The organism is Pseudomonas sp. GW821-FHT02A11, from assembly GCF_059421985.1.
The window spans coordinates 10,399-25,153 of record NZ_JBWKWB010000002.1 but is presented as its reverse complement, the minus strand read 5'-3'; the positions used below and the strand labels follow the sequence as shown (position 1 = coordinate 25,153).

The 14,755-nt window shown below is 54.8% G+C and carries 7 protein-coding genes; 1 reads left to right on the top strand and 6 read right to left on the bottom strand.

Annotated elements, in window-relative coordinates; genetic code table 11:
• Position 1: 1 nt before the first annotated feature.
• From AC07V9_RS02615 to AC07V9_RS02605, 3 genes are all read right to left on the bottom strand, one after another.
• The gene (locus tag AC07V9_RS02615; protein WP_495014144.1) at positions 2–4,264 is read right to left on the bottom strand and encodes a hypothetical protein; all 4,263 of its coding nucleotides are present in this window, start codon (positions 4,262–4,264) and stop codon (positions 2–4) included.
• A gap of 63 nt (positions 4,265–4,327) precedes the next feature.
• On the bottom strand, positions 4,328–5,053 hold the full coding sequence (locus AC07V9_RS02610) for a hypothetical protein (RefSeq protein WP_150652724.1): 726 nt from the start codon (positions 5,051–5,053) through the stop codon (positions 4,328–4,330).
• Positions 5,040–6,518 (bottom strand): hypothetical protein, encoded by a 1,479-nt coding sequence (locus AC07V9_RS02605; protein ID WP_150652725.1) that lies wholly within the window; start codon positions 6,516–6,518, stop codon positions 5,040–5,042. The genes AC07V9_RS02610 and AC07V9_RS02605 overlap by 14 nt, the downstream gene beginning before the upstream one ends.
• A 133-nt stretch (positions 6,519–6,651) precedes the next feature.
• On the opposite strand from AC07V9_RS02605, the gene AC07V9_RS02600 reads away from it, so the two are divergent.
• Complete coding sequence (locus AC07V9_RS02600) at positions 6,652–7,539, top strand: BrxR family helix-turn-helix transcriptional regulator (RefSeq protein WP_495014143.1); 888 nt, start codon at positions 6,652–6,654, stop codon at positions 7,537–7,539.
• Between the two features lie 248 nt (positions 7,540–7,787).
• Here AC07V9_RS02600 and AC07V9_RS02595 read toward each other — a convergent pair whose 3' ends face one another.
• From AC07V9_RS02595 to hyoA, 3 genes are all read right to left on the bottom strand, one after another.
• A complete protein-coding gene (locus AC07V9_RS02595) occupies positions 7,788–8,645 on the bottom strand; it encodes an HNH endonuclease (RefSeq protein ID WP_495014142.1) in 858 nt (285 codons plus the stop codon).
• A complete protein-coding gene (locus tag AC07V9_RS02590; RefSeq protein ID WP_495014141.1) occupies positions 8,642–10,201 on the bottom strand; it encodes an AAA family ATPase in 1,560 nt (519 codons plus the stop codon). The genes AC07V9_RS02595 and AC07V9_RS02590 overlap by 4 nt, the downstream gene beginning before the upstream one ends.
• A gap of 161 nt (positions 10,202–10,362) precedes the next feature.
• On the bottom strand, positions 10,363–14,718 hold the full coding sequence (gene hyoA, locus AC07V9_RS02585) for an NACHT domain-containing antiphage protein HyoA (RefSeq protein WP_495014140.1): 4,356 nt from the start codon (positions 14,716–14,718) through the stop codon (positions 10,363–10,365).
• Between the last annotated feature and the right edge of the window lie 37 nt (positions 14,719–14,755).

Sequence of the window (14,755 nt, the reverse complement as noted above, 5' to 3'; positions counted from 1 at the left end):
GTTATACCGCCGCCTCAGCAAAGGTCGCCCTGGCCATCTCGATATGCGTGCGTTTTGTCTTGCTATTAACGCCGGCCTTACGAAGCCGGATGATCCGCCTGAACCCTTCGAGGATGTTGGCATCCGCATTGGCGGTAAAGCAGATCAGCTGGATACCGAGGCTGGTTGCCAGCTTTCTCTGCGCATCGATGAGGGCTCTGGTCTGGACGTTTGCGAAGGGGTTGTCCAGAAGCAAGGGCCCGCCACCGCCGCGTTTTGCTTGTGTCTGTGTGCTCACACGCATATGACTGACCAGCATGTAGAGGAACGTCGCGATGACAGTCCCTTGGCCACCTGACTTCTTCATGGCATTCACAGGCTGATACTGAAAATCGATGTTCTGCTCCATTTTCAGCATGTGCAGCCCAAACGACTTCTCGTTCGTAAAGCGCAACAGGCACTGCGTGATGATGTCCGCCCCACTGCTTGGGACGACGCCATCCTCGATCTGACTGTTCAGATAGTGGCGGATTTCGAGCTTGCGCTGCTCCGAGCTCTTCGCAGAAAGGTTGGCCGACATCTTCAGGATTTCTTTGCCACCCACATAAGGCGTTCCGGCGGGCATGGTGATTCCTGAGGCATATTTGACCAAAGAGCTCGCCGACGTCGCCTGGTTGTAGACCTCATTCACGCAGCTCTCGAAGTCAGGAATCATTTCGTTCAGCTGATCCATGACCGAAGCAATCCGGTCATGGATCATTTCAGCCAAGCGATCATGGTCGGTACATGCTTTGTCAAAATCGTCCTGACTGATGTGCATCGAGACCTCAGGCTCCACGGCAATGAAATCGCTGTGCGTGGCGACCCTGACCAAGTCTCGATGCGCCCTGCTTGTCTCGATACTGCAGTTTTTCACTGCTGCATCTCGCGCGGTTCGCATTTCTACCAAAGCGGTTACGCGCCGTTGGATATCTCCGTCCAGCGGGATCAGTTTGGGTTCGGCATTGGTAGCAGGGAATGCCGACGCTACAAAATTGACCTGGACGACCAGGGCATCCTTGCGCTTCTCATCGGCGGCGCTGCCGATACGTTGTTGAGTGATTTGCCGGCGAAGAGTTTCGGCCTCAGCGCCTCGCGCCACCGCAGCAGCCAACTCACGCTCCAAGGCATTGGAGACTTCCTCATCACCGAGTCTGCGCATGTCTTCTGAAGGCTCTTCAGGGGCGTGCTCGCGGATGAAACTGTTCAACACTGAGCCCGTTACAGCTGCGTCATGAACCGCTCTCTCCTTCTCGCCATCAAGCCGTGTGTTCAGCTTTTTCTGCGAGTCGATTTCTGCTCCGATGTCGATCTCACTCAGGGCGAGCTCCGTGATGAACGCGTCGTCAAGACGGCCATACTCCTTGAGGAATAGCGCTGCCAATTGAGTAGATCGGTCGCGCTGGTCTCTCAGTTGGTAACTGACGACGCCGAGCTTATGGTTTTCCTCCGCGGTCAGCATCCTCATGGCGTTTGAATACAGCGTCCGAATGACGCTGAGGTCATATCCCGTTTCTTGTAGACAGCCCTCGGCGTCGAAATCGGCGTCATACCGCGTAACTTGCCCAAACTCACGCTGTAGCTCGGAGACAGTAGCGGCAACGTCAACCAGATCCAGGCGAACCTCTTCCAATCTCAGTGAGTGAACGCCTTCATCCTCCCGAAGCTCATCCAGCAACGCGGTGATTTGATTCATCTCTCGGTTGATTTCTAGCAGTTCTCGACGCCCCGCTTCAACCTGGGATTCCCAGCTGGCCGCGTAATCAGACAGACGCTTGAGGCCGTTCTCGTGGGCCTGAATCTGAGCCGGGAGCGCTTCGATACGCGCACTCAGCGCTTCAAGCTCATGAGTCAAGCGGTCAGTGAGCTCAATCAGCGCAGTCCGCTTCGCCGTCGCAGACTCGATTTCTTCTTGGCGTTGCTCAACTTCCAATTCGATCTGTTGAATAGCCTCGCGCGTGTAATCGCGCTGAAAGCGTTGAAGGGAGGCAAGCGCCGACTGAGCTTGCCTCTCCCGGGCAGAGAAAGCGTCATGCTCGACGTGGGTCTGCTCGATCAGGGCCTGGCAATCTACCAACAACTGGGCGGCAGCGGCCTTATTGAAAAGCGAGTCCTTTTCTGGCCCGAAGACGCAACGATCTTCAGAAGCAGGTTCGGCATCCAGGCTCGCCACTGCCAGCGTCACAGGCAGGGAGAGGGGCAGCTGCAGGGACTGTCCGACTTGAATCGCTTTGTTCCACTCTTCCTTCGCGACATTGACACCGAGAAACCGCGCCGGATCTGACAAGACGAGCGCCCTCGCCTCCTCAGCGTCGGTTCGCAGATCAGCGACATAGGTGTTGGTTGCCCTGGCAGAGCGTATGCCAGCCGAGTTGAGCGCACGTACTACCCTATCAACGTCATCACTGCGCCCGGCCAAGCCGGTCTGTTCGATCGACTCCTGCTGTTCGTGCAGCTGTTTGAGGCGGATGACGCAGTTAGAGAGTTCGCTTCGGGTCGACTCGATAAACTGCTGAACATGAGTGACCAGTGCGGACGAGTGAGGATCACATTGACCGTCGACCAACAAGGTCAAAACAGGGTCATTGTGCAAGTTCTCAACGTTACGATCATATTCGTTCAGGCGCTGCTTCAACGTAGTCAATGCATGTTGCGCATGAGTGATGTCTTGCTGGGCCGAAGAGGTTTGCGCTTGCGCATCATCTAAACATGCTTTTTTCACCAGCCGCTGCTCACGCAACTCATCGAGCGTGGATTCAAGCTCGGTGATGACTGTCCTCAGACGCGTAATCGCTGAGCTCACGTCGATATCGGTTGGCAGCAGCCAGCCATTTTCGATCAACCCGTCCAGTATCTGGTTCGCTGCCCGAATACGCTCTTCAATCTTCCCCTTCGTGCCACTGAGCTCAGCCACCCTGCTGCTGCACTGGTTTCGCTGTTGAGCGATGCGCAAGAGGCCCGCTTTCAGTTCTGTCTCCTGCGCAAGCATTGAAGAGCGTGTTTGCTGGTACCTGTCAGTGTACTGTTGAATCAGGAAACGAAGCATGGCGCCGTTCTGAGAGGCCTCGTTCTCAAAAGGCCTCAGTTCTTCCTTGAGCGCAGCTGTTTGACTTTCCAGCTCGGCAATCACCTTCTCCACGTTGAAGATGTCTCGCTTGACCAGCGCACCGTTGAGGCAGTCAAGCCGCACCAATCCAGCTTTGAATGTCTGCTGCAATTCATCGGTACGCTGCTTGGCGGCCTGATCTTCACGAGACAGCTTGAGCCTCTGCAGCGAGAAGTGATTACGCTTGGCAAAAGCCGCCTCGTCATCTGCTTTGCTTGCGAGTTGCTCAAGCTGGTCGACTGCATTGTTCGCCTTCGTCAACCGCACATCCAGGGCACTTATCTGATCACGCATCGTGAATACGATGTCAGCCGCATCCTGCTCCACGGCCAACAGAGCGGCCTTGGCTCCAAGGAAGGCAGCTGCGCTTTCTCCGAAGGGTGTCATGGCCTGCTGAAGGCGCTGCAGTTCGTACAAGCGGGCTTCATACTTTGGCTTTGACTTAAGCCTATCCATCGTCTGGACGACCATGTCTCTGAGCGCGCTGGTGTGCTCTTGATTCATCGACAAATTCAACAGTTTCGTAACGAGGTCGCTTTCGGAGCTGAAAGACAGAAAACCCTCTTCGCTTCCCCCTTCACGGCTGTTAAAGGACAGCTGCATGCTCAGCAGTTCAACGTCGATCAGTCGGCGCTGCTCCAGGTGCGAAACCCACTCTCCTTGGTTGTGGGTGAGGTAGAAGTCGCCCTGGCTCTCCAGCCGAGCGTTTTGATGTGCCCAATTCAAGAAGGCCTGCATCGACTGAACCGGCGCGAGGGAAAGGCCCGGAACCGGCAAGTCTTCCCATGCCAGGCCAGAGCTGGCTTCAAAAGCAAAAAAACGGCGATCAACCTCTGACGCCCGGTCTGCGGCCTCCTTCACTTGAACTGCCTGACCGATGACCACTCGGTAAGACTGCCCGTTAGCGCTACGTGGAGGCATCACCCATTCAATGGCGATGAAGGATGGCCTGACATCGCGGGAGAAGTAATCCCTGAAACTGTGGGATTTGGACTGCAGATGCTGCAACCAGCGCTCCTGCTTGGGCTCAAAGCAGCTGAAAATGTAAGAGAGCAGTGAGGTTTTGCCCCCAGCATTCTCAAGGTTCATGCAACTGTCGATCGGCTCGCCTGTTGCAGGGTCACACAGGTCGAACGTCATCTCCTCATACCAGCTGGTGGGGGATCCGAACCGGTCTACGTAGATCCTTGAAATGCGCATAGGTCATCCTTGATTGGAGGGAGCGGCAGCTGCGGCGACAGCTTTAAAGAGGTTCGGTAGGGTCAATTCGCGCAACTGCACGCGTAGCTGGTGTGTGGGCGTAAAGATGGTCTTGTCGCGCATTTCCTCATTGCCCTCCTTTCTGACCAACCCATAGTCATGCAGCCGAAGCAGGCAAACCCTCACGATCCCATCCACAGACTTCATTGACGCCCGCTCAGCACCAGGTATGAACACTGGAAGATCCAGAAGGAAGCTCCAGCCCGGGCGAAGCTGTTCCGCGGCGTAACTATCGCCTTCAGCGGATGAACGCAGGGAATTCGCGATGGCAAGAACCTTGTCTCTTATCTCGGCCAAGGTGCTCGGAAATGGGGCTCGCCCCTCGTCTTCTATGTGGTCTGTAGTGGGATAGAACACTGCAGCAATCGCGAGATGGATCAGTACCATGGCTACCTTGTCCTGCTCTGACATGGATCGCCGCAAGTCAGACGGGCGCAGTGAAAAGCGGCTGTTTCTGCCCGTAGGAGCAATCACCAACCCTCGCTCACTCACGTCGAGAATGACCAACTCCATGCCGGCAGCGACTCCGTTGACCACCTCCGCGAACAGGCGTTCACCGCGAAACCTTGCCACCAAATGCCGGTAGTCTGCGTCGTTTGCAGGATTGGCCGCGACCGCCATTGCCTTGTAGAGCAGCGTGGCTGCATCCTGGCTATCACTGCTGCTCATTACTGCTCTCCTGCTTGATGACATATTTCAGGTCGTCGCCTGATACCACGGAAGTTTCGAACTCACCGCTCACGTGGGCATGAAGATGGGGGTAGCGTGACTCGCTGTCGGCGTAGGCTCGATAGAGCTCGTAGGCAACAGCTTTACGCTCCACGAACGACAGGCCTTCACGCTCAGCGAGTTCGATCAGTTGCCCAAGGTGCCAGGTCTGCCCGGAATGCATCTTCACGTCGAGCCATGCAAGGGCCGTTGCAATAACCTCAGTCGAGAAGGGATTGGGGATCTGCACAAACTCTGCAATTTCCCCATCGACTTCCTCTTCGTCGCCCTCGTACACGTAAGCGTCCCGTCGCTCCAAAAGCGCATCCAATAAGGTCGACAAATCAAAAATCTTGGGGGGGACTGCAGGGTAGAAGCTGAGTAAAAGGTCTTCTGTGACGCTGGAGATTGCACTCAGAGGCTTTTCCATGAGCGCTGGCAGCAGCTGAAGGTCTATGTCGGGCAAGCCAGAGCGGCGCCGAGCCCGAAAGCCCAACGCCTGCCCCTGAAGAAAACGATCACCCGCCCCTCCAATGTCATTCAGCAGGTTCAAACGCTGCAGGTTGGCGCGTTGCAGTTGCAGGTTGAGCTTGGCCAGTGGGGCGATGGCGTTCGGGTTGTCCATGCCGCGAATTTTGGTGGCAAGCGACTCCATCATGTGATGATCGACCGATTGGCGCTCTGAGACGTGATGGCGTGCTTCACTCAACCGCGGGCTGATGTCTTTGCGCCAATTTACAGTGCCCGGTGAACGATTGGCCTGGCGAATCATCTCTCGGATCATTTGTCGGTGCTCAATTGACAGCAAACGTGCGCGATTCGCGAGCTCCAGTGCTTGCTCAAAACGTCCGTTTTCGATGAGGTGAACCAGCATCTTTTCGATGAGAACCTGATAATCCTCAATTTCAAGATCTAGCATCCCCATGAGCACTACATAGCCCTGCTCGGTCGGGGTGAAGCGCACGGTACCTTCATGATCCTGCTCCAAGCGAACCAGCTTGAAGGTGAACTCTTTGGTCTCACCGGAGGGCGCGTGAAAATACGATTCACGGTGTGCTGCGTATTTATTGGTGGCGTTACTCAACGTATCCAGCACGACTTCCGCCACACGCAATCTGGCGGGCTCGCTGAGCTCGGCGCGCATACTGCCGGCGGTGACCATCAAGTGATCACGTACCTCGGTGAGGGTGTACCCCTGATTAATTGCAGCACCTTCCATCATGTAGAAAAGCGAGGCAAGGCAGAGGTAATTGGTATCCAGCCCCTCCAACACCTTGGAATCATCGTCACCGCGGTGCATCGACTTATTGATGTCAAGGCGCAATATCGGGCGCAAGAGCAGCAAGTTGCGTTGGTGGGCTGTCAGATCGACCAGGTCACCATTCCTCGTGTTAGGAGGCTCTGCCATGTTAGAAAGGTCGTTCATATTCAGCCCACGAATTCCTTGTCGAGCCGTTGGCACCGGCCAAGCCAGAACCGAATCATTATGAGGTGGTGTGACGGATACTAGCTTTATGCCTCTAAGCATCGCAACCAGAAAATAGAACGTAGACGATTTGATGACCAAAGACATTGCAGATCACTCGCAGGCGCAGCAGGAGCGCCTTGCCTACATCGAGCTGAACCTGTGGTTTCTCGGGGAAGTGCGACGGCAGATGCTGGTGAGGCGTTTCCAGATAAAGGCTGCGTCAGCGACCCGGGATCTGGCCCTGTATACCAGCTTGAATCCAGGCAACTTGAGCTACAACGTCAGAGCCAAGACCTTTTTCATAACCCCGAGCTTCAAGCCCATGTACAGCTTCAGCTCGCAACGGGTAATGACTTGGCTGTCTCAGGGGTTTGCGGACGGTTTTCCTGGTGTGTGGGCCGCAGGGGTGCCTGCTCTGCAGCCCGCACGCCTGGGTAATCCAAGCCTTGAAACGCTGGGCGTAGTGACGCGGGCCATCTTTCAACGGCAGCCCCTACTCATCCGCTACGAGTCTTTAAGCGGTGCAAGCGAGCGCGTAATTGTGCCGCATGTGCTGGTAGACAACGGGCTGCGATGGCATGTACGTGGCTTTGATCGAAAAACGCAAGAGTTCCGAGACTTTGTTGTCACCTGGATCATCGAGCCGCGGATTCTCGATAACGACGTGCCACTGGACTATGAAACGCGGGAATCCGATAACCAATGGAACCATCAGGTGATGCTGGAAATGGTGCATCATCCTGACCAACCTCGGCCTGAAGTAACTCACTTGGACTACAAGATGCAGGAGGGCGTGCTGAGGATGACTGTTCAAGCGCTGACTGCCGGCTACACCCTGCGCCAGTGGAGTGTTGACTGCTCACCTGATCACAGCCTCAGAGGCCCAGAGTACCGACTGTGGCTCAGGAATCATGAGGTGCTTGTAGGCGTGGATAACGCACTGCTTGCCCCTGGATTTTCAGAGTCAACTGCGGTCTAGTATCGCCCGCAGGTTGACATGCAGACCTGCTCTGAAAAGACGGTGGATGCTCCGTCGTCCTTCGACTCATGTGCGTCGGTCATGAGTTGCGGCGCGGTACCAGGTGGTAGGCGCCTCAACTCAAACTGGACAAAAGCATCGGGCGCTGGCTTGGCGCCCTGCCACTCATTCACTTGTTCACGACCACCTTGGTGGTCAAAGCTTACGCTCCCGGGCCATCAGTCCTGCTGCGATAACTACGGCTCGATTCATAACTCAGCACTGCAGAACCATTCATCATCCACCAAAGCCCTATACATGACCTTTCTCCAATGATTAGCGGGCAGGCTTTGGCTTTGCGCAACGGAACGCAGTTGCTCACGGAACACCTCAGGCGCCAGGTTTTTCATATGGCCTCTTCGCTGATCAACCAGGGTTCCCAAGTCTTCGGCAGCGCGCACTCGATAACGCCGTGCGATGTTGAAAAAATCGAAGTGATTCGAAGCTCGTTTTTTATTCACCTCCAGCCACTCATCAGGCGGGCACACTTTATACTGAATAGCGCAGGGCGTTTCGTGAGTGACCTCGGCTTTGATCCATGTGTCCTCGTGGAAGCACGCCTGATCGTAATAAGGGTGGATATGCTGTTGCGCAGGATCGGTGATGATCGGATTGCCCTTATCAGTATTGCAGTCCCTACAGGCAGGCACGAGATTGTAAGGCAGCACGGAAAGCTGCGGGTAGTTTGCCTTTGGCAGATAATGATCGAGTGTCTTAACATCCGTAGCCAGCCCACAAAGAGGGCAAACATCATGAGCAGATACTAGAATGGCGTTATAAAGGGAGCGTCCAGGCTCTCGTTTCACCATGTAGTATTCATACAGTTTGACAAGCTCGGACTTTTTTATGTCAGCGACGACAATTGGATCCTCCCCTCTCGCTGTTCGTAAAGGAGGAATCGTACAGGCTGAGCCTGCTTTTGCATGCTCAAGGTAAGCCAGCGCCGCGGTCTTGAAAAATTCTATTTCGCTCAGCATCCGATCTCTGTCAGATACTTCGTTAATTGCCGATACACATTGGCGGAAGGAGAAGTCAGGCTCGTAGTCCTTAATATTCATTCTCTTCATGGGGTCGCCTTCGAATGACTGTCCTTCGCCTTCGAGTCACGGTCTGCAATAAGCGCTCGCAGGATAGCTTGGGCCTCGAAGCCTAATCTCCCATCAAATTTCCGAAGAATTTTGTCAAACGTTTCGCCTTCGTCTACCGCAGCCTGAAGAATGGTGTGAAAACCGGACAGCTGAACTTCCAAGCCGAAGACTTCGCGCGTCAGTACGCCAACATTTTCTCCAAATGTCTCAATTTGCGGGCGTTTGGCGGCGGCAGAGAGCCCCTTTCGATTGACTTTCCAGGCACAGGAGGACGGAATCTCCTGAAGCACGACGGGCGAATGTGTGGCAATGATTGCCACGCCATTGCGATCGAGCATCAAATCGTTCAGGGCCCTGATGAAAGCGGACAGCAAAGGCGGATGAAGGTGGCTTTCGGGCTCGTCCAGCAGAACCAGTGTTTTCTCCTCTACCCGCTCAACCAACTTGGCAATGGTCAGGAGGACGATGGCATGCCCCGAGCTGAGCGTGGAAAAAAGCAATTCGGCTGCATCAATGTACTTGGCACTCGACAGCTCCACCTGGGTCAGCATTTCCATCTGGGCAAAATTGTCATCCGACTGCAGGCTCTTTACGGCTTTTTCCCACATGCGCCTTTTATAATCATCTCTGAAGCACGCTTGCAGTGCCTTTACATATTCGCTTTTAAGCTCCGAAGATCCCTTCAGTTCGTAACCATGCTCAGTGGGGCATTTCAAGCCCACGTAATAAAAGCATGTGCCCTTTGATGGGTCAGGTTGATCTGGCGGCGGACTGAATGGGTCAAAGGCACTAAAGGACACAGAGACGACGCTGCTGAAATATTCACGCGTGATGGGAATACGCTCCATATGCCACTGCCCAGTATGGTACAGCCTATCTTGAGTATTCCCCTGGCCGAGAGCGGCCTTTACGATCCCGTTGAGAATCGTTGTTTTACCAATGCCATTTCGCCCAATGAGTGCATGGACATTGCTGGAAGGTGCCGAGTCGGCTTCCACACTGAATTTCAGCTCAATGCCTGCCGTATCCTCCCCTCCTGATTTCTCATAAATGAAGTCATAGTTCGTACGTACCGCACCACCGCTCAAGACGCGCACGAACTGCTGCTTGATGCTCGGCAGACTCACGTCTCGTAGCAGTGATATAGAAAGAACTTCCTCATCGATCACGCTTTCAAGCAATTCAGGGTTTGCCGCGAGATCTCTCATGCCCGCTACGTACTCTTTTGCGAGCGGCTTAGGTACGCTGTTGGCAAGCTTGTTGTAGTACTCAACGTTATTGCCAAGAGAAAAGAACTCATCCGACAGTTCAGGAAAGTGACGCTGCAGCTTCGACATGGTACTGGTGTCTTTGGTCTGCCCGCGAAAACCTATCTTCACATTCCCTAAGTCATGCTCGACGCCGCTTTGGTCGTAGATGATGACGTAAAACATCGTCACGAAATCATAGTCGTTCCATCGGTCATATTTTAAATATGCGCAGTTTCTGGCGGTCGGGGGAAATCGATCATCTCGACCAACAACGTAAAAGTCCATTTAAGTCCTTATAAACATCAACATGAATTCGAATGAGCGATCTCATCATGCTCAGTGAGCTGGTGACGATTGGAGTCTTGCCATCGTCACTCAATCAGACCTATAAAACATTGCGTCTTGGTCGTGGCACTTATTTCTCAGTGACCAGAGCCCCGCTTAACTCAAGGCTTCATCCCACTGCCCCCTCGGGTCGCCTCCACTTGAGCTCGGTTGGCCTCTATGGCTTTCAACGCTGCCCGCCCCCCTCGCTTAGTAAGATCAATTCCGATGACCTGGATGTCCTCAACGCTGGGAAACCTCCAGGCAATGGTCAGCCAGTGCTCCTGCAGTGCCGTGACGAGGCCTTCAAACCTTACCGGCCCCTCGTTCGGGGTCTCCCAGGTAGCCTGGCCGCCATGATCGACAATCAAAAAGATGCCGCAGCTTGAGCTGACATCGCGCAGATAGTCTCTGCAGAGCTGATTCTCGAGCCGTTCGAAGTGTGCAGGCCCACTCCAGTTTTGCGACAGCTTCAGCTCCACGGGTACTGGCGCGTACACCTGGCTGTTCTCGAATCGGTAATCAGGGCGCTTGTCGTCAGCCAGCTGCTCTTCCTGCGGAATGACGTACCGCCCGGCCGCGCGATCTCTCAACCAGTTACCAATGAACTTCCGGACGGAGGTTTCCTGATTGGTCAGTAACAAAAGCTCCGCGTAGCTCGAGTCGCCATCTTCGAGATCATGCTTCAAATCCAGCAGCCGATCGATGGCCAAGTTCCAGAGTTCTCGATGGGTGGACGGCGTGCTTTCCAATGAGTTATGGAATTCGATGACCTTTGCGGGTTCCCAGGGTGGCGTCTGCGAATCAGCCGTAGCTTTCTGCTGCGCGTAATAAGCGCTCCATGGCCGCAGCCGTTCCGCGGGATGTGCGTGGGCGATTTCCTCCAAGGCAAGAAATGCTTCCTTCCCCGGCGTCTCGCGAATGAATGCCAGAAGTCCATCACGAGCGTCTTGGGCGTCGTCTCTCAGGCCTGGTGAGTAGACACCTCCCCCCGTCCGGTCAATGTCATCCTCGATCCGTACATGAGTATGGGTCAGCAGGTACAGAGTCTTGGCATGCTCTACCGTTTTGTAGTTCTGGCGGCAGCGGCTGTTAGTGTGGCTCCCCACGATGGCCGTCAAGCAAAGCATCGCGAACTTCGCCTTTTCTGCGTCTGATGGCAGCGAGTCGATTCGGGCAGCCAGCGCTAGGATAGCAATCCCAGGATTCGTGCCGATCCACACGGCGTACCAGCTCGGCGCCATTTCCAGGTCGACTTCTTCCACTGCTCGCTTGGAAGCAAGATCCGCCAAGGTTTCATCATCAACTGACGAGTTCTGTACGATGCCCAACACTCGCTGCAGCGCCTCGAGGGTTTTGATGGGGTGTCCTAGCCGGGCTAGGAGTGGGACAGCTAAGACCTCCCACATCCAGTCACCAGATGAGCGCACTTTGCGAATCGCCTCGTTGTTGTAAGAGTCCGAATACTCTGCGTCTAACTCATATTCGATCTCGCGCAACACAATTTCTTGGATCTGCAGTGGGTGAATCCTAGCCAGCTCCCCAAGCCAATCTGGAAAGCCATTCAGCTCGCGCAGGGCGTAACGGATAGCGAGTTTTGCGTCCTCAGTGGACATCTGTGAGAACGTAGATAGCTGTTCTTCAGCCTCGATAGCCAGACCAATCAGTCCAAATATCACCTGATATGGCGTTGAATTCGGCGCAGCCCCTTCGGAGGGCAACTTCGGACGATATTCCCGCCAAAATCTGACGGCACCGTCTCGGAATGCCTGTGCCACCGACGTGCCGAATTCCGCGATGAGTGATTGCCAATGCCCGGTACTTCGAGTGTTCAATGACGAGGAGTCTTCACGCATCCGTTCCATCAGATACGCCTGATTACGGTTCATGACGCCTGGATTAGAGCTGTTAATCAACCCCACATTGGCCGCGAGCCCTTCTCTCCACGCCTGTCGATTTCCCTCTTCTTCAGCTTTGCGTTTGGCCGCTTCTTGCTTCCACCGAGCCTGTTGGGTTTCCCACTCCTCCACGGGCCGTTCAGGTGGATGCAGCAGCAGCTCAAGCTTCTCGCGGAGGTCGACGTGGGTCTCGGTCACCTGTTGGAGCTTGACCTTCCACGAGGGTGGAGTTCCATGTTGCGAGTAGATATTGAATGCCATGCTGAGCGCCATCAGGCGGTCGTCATTTTCAGTCAGGCTAACGATCTGATCACAGGCGACGTCGAAGTTTTCCCTATTCAGCGACCAAAATGGCTGGAAACCGAGTAATTGCCAAACATTAACTACAGGCTCGCGATGTACTTGTCCTTTCCGAGCCAAGGCAACGTCGTACCAGAAAAGCTGGTAGTCGAGTTGAGGCCACGTAGTCACGATTTCCCTGAGTGCTTCGCCAAGCTCACGAGCGGCCCGCTCTTCGTGGCTATGCATCTGGGCAAGGATACTCAGGATCGCGAGAACTGACTCGTCGAGCGCTGACGGATCGCGTGCCTGGAGCAAACGAAGCACGCCTACGCCGGCAATCTCGACAAGCCAGCTGTATCCCTGAGAAATAGTGCTGAAACCCTGGGTCTCAGTGGGTGGTTTGTTCAGCAGCGCACTGATTCCGCGAATGAAGTTGGGAAGACTTTCCAGCGGCGATTCTGCTGCCAATGATGAAAGCTTGGTCGCCAAGTCGTCCCTACCGCTAAAACGTTCCTTGTCCGCGGATCGCTCTAGCGCCTCCACCAGCCAGGGAAGCCACTGGTTGTCGAGCGGCAGTCCATCCACAAGCTCAGCTAACCAGTCCCGGTTCACCTTCGAGTCACCCGTCAACAGGCCTATGCGGATGTCTGCGAGATCTTGCGGCGTCCCAAGATCGATCACTGCTCGGATTGCAGCTATGCGGGTGTGTTTGTGCGGGGAATTGAGGGCAAATCGCTTCGTCTCTTCGAGCGCGCCAATCACCTCGCCCTGCCAGACCATTCTTAGAAGGAACCAGGCGATGTCATCGTAGGTACCATATTGCGCCAGAAGTTCTTTGATGTCTTCAGTGAGATCGTGGTGCGCGAATCGCTGTACGGCCGAATAGTCAGTCATCGTCCAGCTGTGAGCCGGCTGCGCCAAGTGCTCGCACGCTTTGCGCAGCACTCTACGACGAGTGCTCAGAGGGAGTTGTCCTGGATCGCCTCCCTCAAAAAACACCTCTGGAGCAACTTCCTCTAGCCGAGCACATATGCGCTCATCTAACAGCGCCAACCACGGCAGCACTGGGCGCATGGATGGATTGATCACCTCCAGCCCGTATTGCGTCCGGAAGAATAGGTTCTCGATCTTAACTCGTGACGCCGCACCAAGAATGAGCGTGTGGAGCCATTCGGCTGTTAGATATTCGCGGACAGTTCGATGGTGAAAACGCACTGTCCCGTAGATACCAGGCTCAAAAATTGGCCGGCTCAGCAATGCTGCTGATTCTGTGTCGTTCCAATCCTTAAGGACGTCGCGAATCGGAATTCCAGATTTATTGGCGTCTCCATCCGGGACGCGAATTGCAGAAGTTTGCCCCAGTGTGGTGGCCGCTGCGATCAGGCGAACACCCTCCCTGAGTCTATCCGGGGCGATGGGCTTTTGTTCCGCCCTATCTTGGTCTCGTTCTTCGAAGCGGCGGTTAATGCTGCTCTGCATCAGTTCCAAGCGGGAGCCTATTCGGTTGTGCTCAAGCCAGAAGTCGACGAGTTCCAGGAAGTCCAGAGGGCGTGTGGTGAGCGACCATGCTTCTTTGCGATCCACTGCTGCACGAAATGCTTTGATGTCTTGAACGCCAGTGGCCGTTAGGAAGCGATCAACCTGCTCACCATGGATGTCATCCAACGTCACCAGGAGGAACGCCGTATCCGGTTGTGATTGGCTTGGTACCGTCTGAACAACATTTCCAGAGCCGTCATCCGTTGTGACAAATGTTTGCCGAGCTGCAGGTTCAAATGCAAAGGCCGTCTCGCAAAGCGCAAGATCTGTCCTTGCGCGCCATGCTGTACTTCGTCCGGTGATGAGTACGTGCATATGGGATGCAATGTTGCGGGTCAGGCGGGCAAGCTTTTTAACTGCCCGTTCAAAATCTTTTGGATCATTCAGCCGAGCCTCGTCGACAGAATCCATGAGCAGCCAGCCCTCAGAGCCTGAATCGATCCAGGCCTCGAACTCTTCATGCGTGCCCACCTCAAAGGCGTCTTCAACGTCCGCGGTTACGTTCTCGATGCGAAGAAAGAATGCGAATTTGCCCTGGCTGCGAAGCTCTAAAGCGACATTACGGATTTCAGCAGTTTTTCCTGAACCCGCCTCGGACAACAGAACCACTCGATTGTGACCCAGGAGGTCAAGCCAGGAGAGTTCCCCTTGCCCACCATGGAGGCCGCCTAGGTCGGTGTCATCGGTAGCATCAGAAGCGAGCAGGATTTTGGAGAATGTACGATCGAGCTGAATGAAGGCGTCCGAATGCCTGTTCATATGTAAGTCCTAAACAGTTCATGGGCAGGCCCGGCCG

Coding starts and splice junctions, on each gene's coding strand:
- AC07V9_RS02615 (WP_495014144.1), bottom strand. CDS start 4,264: ATGACGTTCGACCTGTGTGACCCTGCAACAGGCGAGCCGATCGACAGT.
- AC07V9_RS02610 (WP_150652724.1), bottom strand. CDS start 5,053: ATGAGCAGCAGTGATAGCCAGGATGCAGCCACGCTGCTCTACAAGGCA.
- AC07V9_RS02605 (WP_150652725.1), bottom strand. CDS start 6,518: ATGAACGACCTTTCTAACATGGCAGAGCCTCCTAACACGAGGAATGGT.
- AC07V9_RS02600 (WP_495014143.1), top strand. CDS start 6,652: ATGACCAAAGACATTGCAGATCACTCGCAGGCGCAGCAGGAGCGCCTT.
- AC07V9_RS02595 (WP_495014142.1), bottom strand. CDS start 8,645: ATGAAGAGAATGAATATTAAGGACTACGAGCCTGACTTCTCCTTCCGC.
- AC07V9_RS02590 (WP_495014141.1), bottom strand. CDS start 10,201: ATGGACTTTTACGTTGTTGGTCGAGATGATCGATTTCCCCCGACCGCC.
- hyoA (WP_495014140.1), bottom strand. CDS start 14,718: ATGAACAGGCATTCGGACGCCTTCATTCAGCTCGATCGTACATTCTCC.